The sequence below is a fragment of the Bacillus sp. EKM202B genome (assembly GCF_011066025.1).
Lineage (GTDB): Bacteria > Bacillota > Bacilli > Bacillales > Bacillaceae_G > Bacillus_A > Bacillus_A toyonensis.
In genome coordinates this window covers 1-13,191 of record NZ_JAAMNK010000011.1, presented here as the reverse complement: position 1 = coordinate 13,191, position 13,191 = coordinate 1, and the positions used below count along the sequence as shown (strand labels likewise).

13 protein-coding genes and 1 pseudogene are annotated in these 13,191 nt (G+C 37.2%); 12 read left to right on the top strand and 2 right to left on the bottom strand.

Annotated elements, in window-relative coordinates; translation table 11 throughout:
* Window positions 1-128: 128 nt before the first annotated feature.
* Both pulA and G9F74_RS14975 read left to right on the top strand, forming a co-directional pair.
* The gene (pulA, locus tag G9F74_RS14980) at window positions 129-2,270 is read left to right on the top strand and encodes a type I pullulanase (RefSeq protein ID WP_033668610.1); all 2,142 of its coding nucleotides are present in this window, start codon (window positions 129-131) and stop codon (window positions 2,268-2,270) included.
* A 229-nt stretch (window positions 2,271-2,499) separates the two neighbouring features.
* The gene (locus tag G9F74_RS14975; protein ID WP_002039786.1) at window positions 2,500-3,297 is read left to right on the top strand and encodes a phosphotransferase family protein; all 798 of its coding nucleotides are present in this window, start codon (window positions 2,500-2,502) and stop codon (window positions 3,295-3,297) included.
* Window positions 3,298-3,300: 3 nt separating this feature from the next.
* Here G9F74_RS14975 and G9F74_RS14970 read toward each other — a convergent pair whose 3' ends face one another.
* On the bottom strand, window positions 3,301-3,579 hold the full coding sequence (locus G9F74_RS14970; protein ID WP_001122853.1) for a YtzH-like family protein: 279 nt from the start codon (window positions 3,577-3,579) through the stop codon (window positions 3,301-3,303).
* A 231-nt stretch (window positions 3,580-3,810) separates the two neighbouring features.
* Here G9F74_RS14970 and trmB point away from each other — a divergent pair, with 231 nt between their 5' ends.
* Both trmB and G9F74_RS14960 read left to right on the top strand, forming a co-directional pair.
* Complete coding sequence (gene trmB, locus G9F74_RS14965; protein WP_001239372.1) at window positions 3,811-4,464, top strand: tRNA (guanosine(46)-N7)-methyltransferase TrmB; 654 nt, start codon at window positions 3,811-3,813, stop codon at window positions 4,462-4,464.
* A gap of 70 nt (window positions 4,465-4,534) precedes the next feature.
* On the top strand, window positions 4,535-5,389 hold the full coding sequence (locus G9F74_RS14960; RefSeq protein ID WP_016109226.1) for a YtnP family quorum-quenching lactonase: 855 nt from the start codon (window positions 4,535-4,537) through the stop codon (window positions 5,387-5,389).
* A gap of 238 nt (window positions 5,390-5,627) precedes the next feature.
* Here G9F74_RS14960 and G9F74_RS14955 read toward each other — a convergent pair whose 3' ends face one another.
* Window positions 5,628-5,939, bottom strand: a complete 312-nt coding sequence (locus G9F74_RS14955) for a PepSY domain-containing protein (protein WP_000118536.1) — start codon at window positions 5,937-5,939, stop codon at window positions 5,628-5,630.
* A 148-nt stretch (window positions 5,940-6,087) separates the two neighbouring features.
* On the opposite strand from G9F74_RS14955, the gene G9F74_RS14950 reads away from it, so the two are divergent.
* The 8 genes and pseudogenes from G9F74_RS14950 to G9F74_RS14915 form a co-directional block, all read left to right on the top strand.
* Entirely contained in the window at window positions 6,088-7,161 is a 1,074-nt protein-coding gene (locus tag G9F74_RS14950) for a M42 family metallopeptidase (RefSeq protein ID WP_001031519.1), read from the top strand.
* 268 nt (window positions 7,162-7,429) lie between these two features.
* Window positions 7,430-7,939, top strand: a complete 510-nt coding sequence (locus G9F74_RS14945; protein WP_000869945.1) for a DUF84 family protein — start codon at window positions 7,430-7,432, stop codon at window positions 7,937-7,939.
* Window positions 7,940-8,023: 84 nt separating this feature from the next.
* Window positions 8,024-8,338 carry a thioredoxin family protein gene (locus G9F74_RS14940; RefSeq protein ID WP_000838192.1) on the top strand — a complete coding sequence of 105 codons (315 nt, stop codon included), beginning with the start codon at window positions 8,024-8,026 and terminating at the stop codon, window positions 8,336-8,338.
* A 79-nt stretch (window positions 8,339-8,417) separates the two neighbouring features.
* Window positions 8,418-9,230: a DUF1444 domain-containing protein gene (locus tag G9F74_RS14935; protein WP_000784599.1), complete on the top strand. Its 813-nt coding sequence runs from the start codon at window positions 8,418-8,420 to the stop codon at window positions 9,228-9,230.
* Window positions 9,227-9,841, top strand: a complete 615-nt coding sequence (gene ytpR, locus G9F74_RS14930) for a YtpR family tRNA-binding protein (protein WP_001006772.1) — start codon at window positions 9,227-9,229, stop codon at window positions 9,839-9,841. Before G9F74_RS14935 ends, ytpR begins: the two co-directional genes overlap by 4 nt.
* 311 nt (window positions 9,842-10,152) lie before the next feature.
* On the top strand, window positions 10,153-10,497 hold the full coding sequence (locus tag G9F74_RS14925) for a hypothetical protein (protein ID WP_000813345.1): 345 nt from the start codon (window positions 10,153-10,155) through the stop codon (window positions 10,495-10,497).
* A 40-nt stretch (window positions 10,498-10,537) separates the two neighbouring features.
* Complete coding sequence (locus G9F74_RS14920) at window positions 10,538-11,494, top strand: N-acetylmuramoyl-L-alanine amidase (RefSeq protein WP_000874075.1); 957 nt, start codon at window positions 10,538-10,540, stop codon at window positions 11,492-11,494.
* A 155-nt stretch (window positions 11,495-11,649) separates the two neighbouring features.
* Window positions 11,650-13,191 (top strand): annotated as a pseudogene (locus G9F74_RS14915) (DNA translocase FtsK); the annotation flags it as partial.

The window sequence follows — 13,191 nt, the reverse complement described above, 5'->3', positions numbered from 1 at the left end:
CTTTATTATTTGCAGCTCGTATACTCACACAAAGGCCCGATTGGTGGGGGCTAATAATTAGCAGGGGATACCCTGAATTGATTAAAGATTCACTTTATTTTAATTTTGAGAATGATGGTGATTTTTTTATGTTGAAAGTAAAACGTCCATTTGATGCCTATTTAGATGAAATGAATAAAATTACAATTTTGCTCCCACATGCGTATGGAACAAGTCGGACATTTCGTTTGCAAGAAGGAAATAATGTGAAAGATTTACCGATTGCTCATACTATTGCGCTTCCAGATGCAACAAAGTATGAGTGCTTTATAGAAGAGTCACTAGATGTGGGGAAGTATTATACAGTACGAGATGAACGGAACGAAGAAACGGATTTACAAATAGGCGCTGTTATTCGAACGGCAATTTTCGATGAGAAGTATTATTACGAAGGCACAGATTTAGGTGCTGTATACAAAAAAGAAGCAACAACATTTAAAGTGTGGGCTCCAACTGCGAGGCTTGCAAAAGTAAGATTTTATAAAAGTGATAAAGAATATACCGATTATGACATGCATAGAGAAGAAAATGGTGTTTGGGTTCATGCATTACAAGGGGATCATGATGGGGCTCGATATACCTTCCTCGTCTGTATTAATTTAATATGGAATGAAGCGGTGGATCCATACACAAAGTCAACGACTGCAAATGGGAAATACGGTGTTGTTATCGATTTGGAAAAGACGAATGTAACGAGACGAGAGGAATTACCACCATTACAGTCAATGACAGATGCTATATTGTATGAACTGCATATTCGTGATGCGACTATTCACCCAAATAGTGGAGTGAATAAAAAAGGAACATATAGAGGGTTGATGGAAGAGGGAACGACGGGACGGAATGGGACGTTAACAGGATTGTCTCATATAAAAGATTTAGGTGTTACACATGTTGAATTATTACCGTTATCTTGTTTCGGTGGTGTAGATGAGGCAAATCCTTCCGGCGCATATAATTGGGGTTACAATCCATTATATTACAATACGCCAACGGGGTTTTATGCTACAAACCTTGCTGATCCGTATAACAGGATAGTAGAGTGTAAGCAATTGATTGAAACATTTCATGAGAACGGTATCCGAGTAGTTATAGATGTTGTATATAATCACGTTTATGAAAGAGAACTATCATCATTTGAAAAGCTTGTTCCAGGTTATTATTTTCGCCATGGCGAAGATGGTATGCCTTCTAATGGGACGGGAGTTGGAAATGATATAGCGTCTGAACGGAAAATGATGAGGAAATTCATTATAGAGTCTATTTTATATTGGCTGACGGAATACAATGTTGATGGATTCCGATTCGACTTAATGGGGATTTTAGATGTTGATACAATGAACATAATAGAAAAAGAAGTGCGAAACATAAAGCGAGACGCATTGTTATTAGGAGAAGGATGGGATTTACAAACACCGCTTCCTCTTGAGGAAAAAGCAACGTTAAATAATGCAAGAAAAATGCCACATATCGCGCAGTTTAATGATCAATTTCGTGATGGAATAAAAGGTAGCACATTTAATGTAAATAAACGTGGTTTTGCGTTTGGTGGGCATGTAGACTGTCAGCATTTACAGTATATAGCATCAGGTAGTCTTTTAAGTGTGAAAGAAACAGGATTATTTCTAGAACCGGTACAAAGTATTAACTATGTAGAATGTCATGACAACATGACGATGTGGGATAAACTAGTGCGCAGTAATGAAGAACCGGAAGAGATTTTGAAAAAACGGCACCTTCTAGCAAGCGCAATAGTTATTCTTTCGCAAGGAATTCCTTTCTTACACGCAGGACAAGAGTTTTATCGTACGAAGAATGGAAATGAAAATAGTTATAATGCAAATGATGAAATAAATCGATTAGACTGGGATCAAAAAGAGAAAGAGATGGAGACAGTTAACTATATAAAAGGGTTAATTGCGATTCGCAAAGAGCACGGGGCATTCCGATTACAAAACGCAGATCTTATAAAAAAGCATATGACTTTTTTGCAAACATCTACAGAAGTACTTGCATACCACCTAGAGCATGTAGAATTGTTTGGGCCGTGGAAAGAAATTGTCGTTTTATTTAATAGCGGTTTGGAAGCTAAAACGGTGCAGCTTCCAAAAGAAGGAACGTGGCATGTGTTAGTAAACGAAAAGCAAGCGAAAATAGAGCCAATTTCTTCATTTAGAGGAAAGGAACTTCAATTGGCTCCCATTAGCACGTATATATTGACGATAATGTGACAAATCGCTACTTGACGATGAGAATGTAATAAATGTAGAATTGACAAAGGTGACGATTTTGATAAGTTGTCATTCTATGAGTGGTTTTGTAAAATAAAATAGAGAGTTTTTGGCTTATGCCAAGTTTTCTTTTCATTTACAGTAAAATATATATGAATCCACAACATGTGTAGAAATGTTGCGGTTTTTCTTTTCATAACTATAAAAGATAAGGATTTGTTAACGGGTAATGAATATGGAATGGTTGGAACAATTATTAGGAAAAGAGTGGAGTCTTGTACCGGCTGGTGGAGTAACGGGCGATGCATATATTGCGCAAAACGGACAACAGAAGTTATTTTTAAAGCGGAATACATCGCCCTTTTTAGCGGTATTGTCAGCAGAAGGAATTGTTCCAAAATTACTTTGGACAAGAAGGGTAACGAACGGTGATGTGATTTCTGCTCAAAAATGGCTTCCGGGACAGAAGCTAGAGCCAGAGGATATGAAACTAGAACGTGTTGCGAAACTTTTGAAGAAAATACACTCCTCTAAAGCGCTTGTGCAGATGATTCAAAGACTTGGGAAGCAGCCGCTTCACGCCCAAGAGTTATTACAACAATTGCAACTTGTTTTAAGGGGAGATATAAGGGTAGATGAAACAATTCAGCAAGGCCTTCAATATTTAACGGATTCATTAAAAAGTATTGAATACAATGAATTCGTTGTATGCCATTGTGATGTAAACCATAACAACTGGATATTGTCGGACGAAGATGAGTTGTTTTTAATTGATTGGGATGGAGCTGTCATTGCTGACCCAGCTCTAGACCTAGGTATGTTATTATACTGGTACATTCCGCGTCATGAATGGAGTGAGTGGCTCGGGTATTATGATATTGAAATGGATGAATCATTGCTTAGGCGTATGAGATGGTATGTAATAGCACAAACGATTTTATCTATTCAATGGCACACAACAAAAAAACAGCAAGCAGAAGCTGAATATTGGCATCAATATTTACAGCAACTACTTGCTTCAGAATAATACTTAAGAAAAATTGTCCATTCCAGCAATCCACTGAGTAAGTTGTTCTTGATTATTGGAAATATGGTTGTCCAAATTAGAGGAAGATTTACCCGATTGACTATAAGAATATACATCGTTTAGCATTGTTTTAGCGTCATTACTTATATTATCGTTTGCGAGTAACGATTGAATGAGGCGCTCTAATTGCTCGCATTCAGAAACTGTCCCGCAGCAATCGCTTTGGTGATTGACTAAAATATCTTTCAGCACTTCTAATTGATGTTGTTGACTAATTGGCATGAACGGATCATCCTTTCGATTGTTTTTCTCTTCTCGGAATGTAAGAGAAAAAGCTACGTCGTCATGGAATGTTTAATGCTGTATGTAGTTTTTATCAAAATGGTACATCTTATACTTGAAAGAAACGGACCGAGTGCTCGTACGTACTTGGTTTTTTGTTTGGTAGATTGATTAAAACAGAAAAAAGGAATCATTCCTTTAAAATAGCTTTGTAAAGAGAGGGAGACATCTATGCGTTTAAGACATAAACCATATGCATTAGATCGAATTAATGAGTATTCACATATCGTAATTGGAAACCCAGAAGAGCGCGCGGGTAATTGGAAAGAAGTATTTGGAAATGAACAACCCATTCACATTGAAGTAGGTACAGGTCGTGGCCGCTTTATGTACGATATGGCAAAAGCAAATCCACATATTAATTATATTGGAATTGAAAAATTTACGAGTGTTGTTGTAGATGCACTTGATAAATTAATTGAAGAAGAATTACCGAACTTAAAGTTAATAAATAAAGATGCTGAAGATTTAACAGTTTTCTTTGCAAAAGGTGAAATTGATCGTGTTTATTTAAACTTCTCAGATCCATGGCCGAAGAATCGTCACACGAAGCGTCGTTTAACGTATAAAACGTTTTTACGCAATTATGAAGAAGTGTTAGTAGAGGGCGGAGAAATTCATTTCAAAACAGATAACCAAGGGTTATTTGAATACTCTCTAATGAGTATGGCTGAGTATGGTATGTTACTAACTTACTTAAGCCTAGATCTTCATAACAGTGATTTTGAAGGTAATATTATGACTGAGTACGAAGAGAAGTTCTCTAGTAAAGGTCATCGTATTTATCGAGTTGAAGCGAAGTATCGCACAGAGCCTATGCAGTAATGCATAGGTTTTTTTATAACTAAAATAATCAGAATTTTATGTTAAAATTAATGTAAAAGGGGGATGTGTGATGGAAGAATTACGAATTGGAGATATAAAAGTGATGTGGTTAAAAGGTGGGAACACACATTTAGATGGCGGGGCAATGTTTGGCGTTGTGCCGAAAGTACTTTGGTCACGAAAATATAAACATAACGATACAAATCATATATATTTACGAACAGATCCGTTACTTTTGCAAACGAAAGATGGAAATATGCTTATTGATTCTGGAATAGGAAACGGTAAATTGAATGAGAAAATGAAGAGAAATCAAGGAGTAACGGAAGAGTCATCGGTTTATGAATCTTTAGAAAAACTGGGATTAAAGCCTGAAGATATTCACTACGTCTTAATGACGCACCTTCATTTTGATCATGCATCTGGTTTAACGAAATGGGAAGGGGATCACCTTGTACCGGCGTTTCCGAATGCGAAAGTTTATGTAAGTGAAACAGAGTGGAATGAAATGAGGAACCCAAATATTAGATCCCGTAATACGTATTGGAAGGAAAATTGGGAGCCGATTGTAGAGCAAGTTGTTACGTTTCAACAAGAAATCGAAATTACGGATGAAATAAAGATGGCGCATACAGGCGGACATAGTGATGGACATGCAGTCATTGCTTTAGAAAGCAAAGGAGAAACGATGCTGCATTTAGCAGACCTATTGCCGACACACGCACATCAAAATGTATTATGGGTCATGGCTTATGATGATTATCCGATGACATCGATTGAAAATAAGCAAAAGTGGATGAAATATGGTGCTGAAAACGATGCGTGGTTTTCATTTTATCATGACGCATATTATCGTGCAGTGAAGTGGAATGAGGAAGGACATATTGTAGAAAAAATTGAGAGAAAAACGAGTATAGAAGCTTAAAAAAAAGGAGGTTGTTCCATCATATTTATTGGAGCAGCCTCTTTTTTATTGTCGGGTTTTGTCGGTAAGTCGATATATTTAAACAAACGCTGATATAATTTGAGTTGCGCCGATATAATTGGGAAATCGCTGATATAAATCGAGTTGCGCCGATATATTCGGAAAATCGCCGATATAATTTTAATCACTATCCGCAATTTTTCAAAAAAAAGAGGTTCACCTAATGGGAAACCTCTTTTTATGCTGCTATTACCTCTAAAACAGTACCTGTTTTAGCATCAACTAAAAATTCAAATCGTTCTTGTATATCATCTAACATTGTTGTAAGACCGCCGCGATAAACTTCATACGCAACATCATATTTTTCAAATGTCTCTGGAACCATATGTACCCAAGAGCCAGTAATTTCACCTTTATGATTTAATGCTTGTTTCACCATTTTCAATGCTTTTTCTGAAGAAATATGGGATTGTTCTTGTACTTTGTTTGCAACGAAATAACCAGCTGCAAATCCAACGCCAAGACCTGCTACTAAACCTTTCCAGCTCATATATTCACCTCAATTCTATAAAATAAAAATAGTGTACCGATAATAATTATAAAGCAAATGCAGCTAAAAAAGAAGAAACTAGAAACATTTCGAAAATTTCGTTACAATAAAAAAGGTATTCTACTAAGGTTTGAAAGAAGGGGACTTCGTGAATAAAGAGACATTACAATTATTTCGTACGTTAACAGAATTACAAGGTGCGTCAGGTTTTGAACATGATGTACGCCGTTTTATGAAGCAAGAATTAAGCAAATATGCTGATGAAATTGTGCAAGACGGTTTAGGTAGCGTATTTGGTCTGAAAAAAGGGGACGAAACTGGCCCACGTGTTCTTGTAGCAGGTCATATGGATGAAGTAGGTTTCATGGTTACGCAAATTACGAAAAACGGAATGCTTCGTTTTCAAACGTTAGGCGGCTGGTGGAGCCAAGTGCTATTAGCGCAGCGCGTACAAGTGATGACGAAGAATGGTCCTGTTATAGGGGTTGTTGGTTCTATCCCTCCTCATTTATTAAGTGATGCGCAACGTGCAAAAACGATGGATATAAAAAATATGCTAATCGATATAGGTGCAGATAGTTATGAAGATGCGATTGAAATTGGTGTAAAACCAGGACAACAAATCGTGCCAATCTGCCCGTTCACACCGATGGCAAATGAGAAGAAAATTATGGCGAAAGCTTGGGACAACCGTTATGGATGTGGCCTGGCAATCGAGTTATTAAAAGAATTAAAAGATGAAACATTACCGAATACATTATACTCTGGTGCTACTGTACAAGAAGAAGTAGGTCTTCGCGGAGCACAAACAGCTGCTAATATGATTCAACCAGACATTTTCTATGCGCTTGATGCAAGTCCAGCAAACGATGCTTCTGGTGATAAAACGCAGTTCGGTCAATTAGGAAAAGGTGCTCTTCTTCGTATTTACGATCGTACGATGGTAACTCATCGAGGAATGCGCGAATTCATTTTAGATACAGCAGAAACACATAATATTCCGTACCAATACTTTATTTCACAAGGTGGGACAGATGCGGGCCGTGTACATACAAGTAACTCAGGTATCCCATCAGCAGTAATTGGTGTTTGTGCTCGCTACATTCATACGCATGCTTCTATTTTACATGTTGATGATTATGCAGCAGCAAAAGAACTTATTACAAAGCTTGTAAGAACAACGGACAAAACGACGTTAGAAACAATTAAGAATAACGCGTAAAGAGGAAGGGCTGCAGAGCTCTTTCTTTTTTTAGGTAGGAGAGATGACCCAGCGATGTGTAGTAGCGGTCAGTGCTTAATTAGTGCTCGAATAATGCATGAAGACCGCGGAAGAATGTTTTTGTGTTCGGGACCAAAAATATTGTGGGAAGTCACCTTCTACTATAGGTAGAAGGGATTCCTTGGTGGTGTGTGGTAGTGGTTGGCACTTCATTTGTGCTGAAGTGGATATTAGAACAGAATAATGAATTCTTATAGAGGTGAACGAAATGAAGGTAGTAGTTGGATCGAAGAATAAAACGAAGGTTGGGGCTGTGGAGAAGGTATGGAAAGATGCTGAAATTACATCTCTTTCTGTCCCATCGGGAGTATCGGCACAGCCATTTTCAGATGAAGAGACGATGCAAGGAGCAATTAATAGAGCGAAGCGAGCATTGCAAGAAGGAGAAGCTCAAATTGGTATTGGGTTAGAAGGCGGCGTGATGAAAACGGATCACGGTTTATTTATGTGTAACTGGGGCGCACTCGCAACGAGTGACGATAAGATATTCGTTGCCGGAGGAGCACGTATTAAGTTACCAGACGATTTTTTAACGCCTCTTGAAGATGGTAAAGAGTTAAGTGAAGTGATGGAAGAGTTTGTAGAGCGGAAAGATATTCGTAGTCACGAAGGTGCTATCGGTATTTTTACAGACGATTATGTCGATCGAACGGAATTATTTGTACACGTTGTTAAGTTACTCGTTGGGCAATATAAGTATGATAAAAAGCAAGCATAAACCTTGCACCGTGTACGATGTATGGTAGTATAAAGAAAAGATTATAGTGTGAAAAAAGTGCACGCATTAGAGGAGGAAATATAGATGAAATCATTAGAAAGCATGGAACAATTCCAAGAATTAAAAAATGAAGAGAATGTAGTCTTCATGTTCTCAGCAGAATGGTGCCCAGATTGCCGTTTCGTTGATCCATTTATGCCAGAAGTAGAAGAGAAGTATAGTGATTTCTCATTTTACTATGTAGATCGTGATGAGTTTATTGATCTATGCGTAAAATTAGACGTATTTGGCATTCCGAGCTTTGTAGCGTACAATAAAGGTGAAGAAACTGGACGCTATGTAAACAAAGATCGTAAAACACAAGAGCAAATCGAAGAGTTTATTGAAGGTTTAAAATAAAACAATTAGCCAATTGAATTGTAAAAACAACCTCTACCTTCGCGGGGGAGGTTATTTTTTTGGAAGGGAGGAAAAAGAGATGAAAATGACAAGTAAAAAGATGAAAGACGAGTTAATGAAGAAATTATCTCGACCAGAATGGGATTTTCATTATGATAGCGAGAAAGAAGTTCTTCGTATTGAACAAACAAACTCGAAAAAAGGTATTAACGTATCACTTCCAGGAGTAGTAGCGAAATGGGAAGTGAACAAAGAAAAGGCGATTGAAGAGGTTGCTTATTATGTACAAGAAGCGTTAATTGCAATGCATAGAGAAGAAAATAGCACGGCGAAAATTTTACCTGTTATTCGCTCTACTTCTTTCCCAAAACAATCAGAAGAAGGAAATCCGTTTATTATGACGGATCATACGGCGGAAACACGTATTTATTACGCGCTAGATTCTAATAAAACGTATCGCCTAATTGATGAGCGCTTATTACAAAAATTAGAGCTTACAGAGCAGCAAGTGCGCGAGATGGCATTATTTAATGCTCGCTCATTAGGTTATGAATTTAAGCAGGACACAGTAGCGGATAATACATTCTACTTTTTAAACACAAATGATGGGTATGATGCGAGTCGTATTTTAAACGAAACGTTACTACAATCGATGCGTGAAAAGATCTCTGGTGACATGGTTGTTGCTGTTCCTCACCAAGACGTATTAATTATTGCTGATATCGTCAACGAAATCGGTTATGATATTATTGCACAAATGACAATGAAATTTTTTGCCGAAGGGCATGTTCCGATTACATCACTTTCATTCGTTTATGAAGATGGGGACTTTGAACCAATCTTTATTTTAGCGAAGAATCGGAAGAAGACAGATGGAAAAGAGAAAGGATGAACGAAGTGAACGTTTTTTATAACCTTGAAGGAATTGGTGACACTTTAATTGTTGCCTTACAAGATATTACTTTAGAGAACCGTACTTTTGATCGCAAAGGAGATGTTGCACGCGTATACGATCGTGAAAGCAATGTAACAGCAGGATTCAACATCTTTAATGCATCTTCTTACTTAGAAGTAAAAGAAACAGGTAACCTGACATTAACGAAAGAGCTTGTAGAAACAATCAACGAAATTTTAGCGAAGAACGGCTTTGAAGAAAAAGTAGAAGCGGATCTTTCTCCAAAATTTGTTGTAGGTTATGTAGCTGAAAAAGAAAAGCACCCAAATGCTGATAAATTAAACATTTGTACAGTAGAAATCGGTACAGAAACATTACAAATCGTATGTGGTGCACCAAACGTTGATGCAGGACAAAAAGTTGTCGTTGCAAAAATCGGCGCTGTTATGCCAAGTGGTATGTTAATTAAGCCAGCTGAGCTTCGCGGTGTTCCTTCTTCTGGAATGATCTGCTCTGCACGTGAATTAGAGCTTCCAGACGCTCCACAAGAAAAAGGTATTCTTGTATTAGAAGATAGCTTTGAAGTTGGACAAGAGTTTAAATTTTAATTGATATAAGAAAAGAGAGGTTGTCCTTTTGGACAGCCTCTCTTTTCTTTTTATCATTCTTTGTCGGTAAGTCGAAATTTCGTATTGAATCGTTGATATATTGAGAGTTGTGATAGATATATTTAAAAAATCGTTGATATATTGAGAGTTGTGATAGATATATTTAAAAAATCGTTGATATATTGAGAGTTGTGATAGATATACTCAAAAAATCGTTAATATGATAAGGGTGTCACCTTTTTTAAAAAAATCTATATTGTATTTTATAAACAATCTAGTTAAAATTTAGAAAAATAGAAGGGGATAAACGTATGAAACAACAACCAAAAATCGCAGAACTTCTAAAACGAATTGAAACTTCAAAACAGCAAGATGTTGAGCTAGGTACTTATGAAATATATGTATTTAGTGAAGATGAACTGGAAAAAGGGCAAATCGGTTATCGATATGATAAACATAAAAATTCATTAATAAGCAATGAAAGTGGAAAATGGCAAGAAGAATGGATTGTTATTGGATATGAAACAGATATGGGTGATCCAGTTTTCGTGAATGTGGATGATGACGCTTATCCAGTCTATACGGCAGAGCGTGGTACAGAAACGTGGCAGCCTGTTTATATTGGAAATATGGATGAGGTTATAAAACAATTATAAGAAAAACTTTGAGTCCGGTGCAAAGTGATGGGAGAGAAGCATGAAGTATATAAAAATAATGGTCATGACTGCATTCATTGGAATATATATGGGAGGTTGTTCACAAGAACAGTCGAAAAAAGAAACATTATCTTCTACACAAGAAAATAGTAAAGATGATAAGAAAGAAGCACCGGTAGAAAAGCAGCAAGAAGAACAAGAAAAAAAAGAAGAATCGCAAACAATTCAAACGAATGAACAAGTAGAAACTAAGCGGGAGGAAGTATCGGCCGAGGAAAAGAAAGAGGAAAATACGCCGGTGAAGCCAACTGAGCAACTTATGCAAAATAATGAACAAAAAGTAGAGAGTAATGAAAAACAAGGAAAGTTTCTCGTCGTTATTGATCCAGGGCATCAACAAAAAGCAAATTTAAATTTAGAACCGATTGGACCAGGGGCAACGACGCAAAAATATAAAGTGACAGATGGTACAACGGGTATTGTGACGAAAAAGAGAGAGGCTGTACTTGTATTAGAAATGTCTTTTTTATTAAAAGAAAAGCTTGAAGCAAAAGGGATACAAGTAGTAATGACGAGAACGTCACAAGATGTTGATATAAGCAATAAAGAACGTGCGACATTCGCAAACGATCATAAGGCAGATTTATTTTTACGCCTTCATGCAGATGGTTCTGAAAATCCAAATCAAAGTGGGTTTGCTGTATTGACGCCAGCAGAAGGAAGTCCCTATACGAAAGAGATTTATGCAGAAAGTCTTCAAATCTCGCAAAAGATAGTAAATAAAATGAGAGAAAACAATCAGGTGAAAGTAAATGGGATTAAATTTAGGGATGACCTTTCTGGATTTAATTGGGCGAAAGTTCCTGGCGTACTATTAGAGCTCGGGTTTATGTCCAATCAGGATGAAGATAAAAAATTATCTGACCCGCAGTATGTAAATTCTTTACTGCAAAGTGTAACAGATAGTGTAGATGAATATCGGAAGAGTAAAGCTTAAAAGCAGTCTTACATGGAAGGCTGCTTTTTTCTATATGAAAACAATCGTAAATTAGAATGTTATGGATAAATATGACATGCTTAATTTTACCTGCACTTTTTGCCGAATGCTGATACAATAAAGGATGTTACTATTTAGTAGAAAGAGTGGTAAGCATGTTAGATTGGATGAAAAAGCTGTTTAACAAAGAGGAAGAACAAACAGCGATGAATAAAGAAGCAATGAAACAAATTGAAAGTCAGCCGAAAATTCCTCGTGTAAACCACTACACTGAAGCAAGAGAAGCACAAATGGCAAGCAGAAATGCAGGTAAATGCCGTTTTCCATTAATACCAGATGATGGATTTGATGAGGATGACGTAAGAGAATTACCTCACTTTGAAGAACAACCTGTTCAAAGAGGTATATACGAAGAGCAGCCTACTCAAAGAGGAATAAAAGTGGAGAGAAGTAGACGGCAGTATGTGGAGAATGCAGTTTCTACATACGAAGAGCCGGAAGTGCAATATGAACCGGATCCAGAGCCAGTCGTAAAAAAAGTATCTGTATCGCCGCAAGAAAGTAGCCGTAGACCATTTCGTCCAACAGAAATGATTTCGCCGATTTATGGATATAATCGTCCTTCAGTAGAGAAAAAGGAAGAAAAGCAGGAGGAAGAAAAGGAAAGAGAAGATCTTGAAATATCTGTAGAGGGCAAATCAGTCGTTGATGCATGGTTAGAGAAAAAAGGGTATACATTATCTTATTTCTCAGAAGGAAAAGCACCGACTTCTTCTAGTCATCAAGACGTTGATCAGCAAGGTCAACAGAGTAAAAAGGAAGAAAAGTCAGTTGTTGATCAATGGCTCGAGAAAAACGGTTATGAAATTGAGCGCCAAGAGCCAGTAGTAGAAGAAAAAGAAGTAATTCAAGAAATAAATACACCGCAGGAAGTTTCAGCGGATGAATTACTTCATAAAACGGTAGCTGAGCGTATGGAAGATGCAGAGCAAGAAAAAGATGTAGTGGTGCTAAATGAAAACATTTTACAAGAGGAATTAGTAGATTCCAAAGTAGAGCACGAGGATACAATATTATCAGAAGAAATTAAATGTAATACAGAAATAGAACAACCTATTATGGAAGTAGAAAAGCAAGCTCCAGAAGAATCAGTGATTGTCAAAGCAGAAGAAAAACTTGAAGAAACAATCATTGTGGAAATACCAGAAGAGCTTGGAGAAGTTGCAGAAGTAATGGCGGAAGCAGAAGTAGTGGCGGAAGCAGAAGTAGTGGTGGAAGCAGAAGAAACTGAAGAAGCAGAAGTAATGGTGGAAGCAGAAGAAACTGAAGAAGCAGAAGTAATGGCGGAAATGGAAGAAACTGAAGAAGCAGAAGTAATTGCAGAAACAGAGGGGTCTGAAGTAGAAGCAATTGTAGAACTTGAGGAAACGCAGCAAGAAATGGTATTAGATGAAGCAATTGAACAAAAAAATGAATTCATACATGTTGCTGAGGCTGATGAACAAACGATGGAAGATGTCCAAAGTTTTGCGAATGTTTTAATTGCAGAAACAGAGGAAAGTAAACCAGTTGCAGAAGAAGGGCCAGCCGCTGAAGAACAACCAGTTGCAGAAGAAGGGCCAGTCGCTGAAGAACAACCAGTCGCTGAAGAACAACCAGTTGTAGAAGAAGGGCCAGTCGCTAAAGAACAACCAGTT

Bases quoted from the DNA above. Each gene is read 5' to 3' on its own strand.
- G9F74_RS14970 (WP_001122853.1), bottom strand. From the start codon at position 3,579: ATGCCAATTAGTCAACAACATCAATTAGAAGTGCTGAAAGATATTTTA.
- G9F74_RS14925 (WP_000813345.1), top strand. From the start codon at position 10,153: ATGAAACAACAACCAAAAATCGCAGAACTTCTAAAACGAATTGAAACT.
- pulA (WP_033668610.1), top strand. From the start codon at position 129: ATGTTGAAAGTAAAACGTCCATTTGATGCCTATTTAGATGAAATGAAT.
- G9F74_RS14935 (WP_000784599.1), top strand. From the start codon at position 8,418: ATGAAAATGACAAGTAAAAAGATGAAAGACGAGTTAATGAAGAAATTA.
- G9F74_RS14955 (WP_000118536.1), bottom strand. From the start codon at position 5,939: ATGAGCTGGAAAGGTTTAGTAGCAGGTCTTGGCGTTGGATTTGCAGCT.
- G9F74_RS14975 (WP_002039786.1), top strand. From the start codon at position 2,500: ATGAATATGGAATGGTTGGAACAATTATTAGGAAAAGAGTGGAGTCTT.
- G9F74_RS14920 (WP_000874075.1), top strand. From the start codon at position 10,538: ATGAAGTATATAAAAATAATGGTCATGACTGCATTCATTGGAATATAT.
- ytpR (WP_001006772.1), top strand. From the start codon at position 9,227: ATGAACGAAGTGAACGTTTTTTATAACCTTGAAGGAATTGGTGACACT.
- trmB (WP_001239372.1), top strand. From the start codon at position 3,811: ATGCGTTTAAGACATAAACCATATGCATTAGATCGAATTAATGAGTAT.
- G9F74_RS14960 (WP_016109226.1), top strand. From the start codon at position 4,535: ATGGAAGAATTACGAATTGGAGATATAAAAGTGATGTGGTTAAAAGGT.
- G9F74_RS14940 (WP_000838192.1), top strand. From the start codon at position 8,024: ATGAAATCATTAGAAAGCATGGAACAATTCCAAGAATTAAAAAATGAA.
- G9F74_RS14945 (WP_000869945.1), top strand. From the start codon at position 7,430: ATGAAGGTAGTAGTTGGATCGAAGAATAAAACGAAGGTTGGGGCTGTG.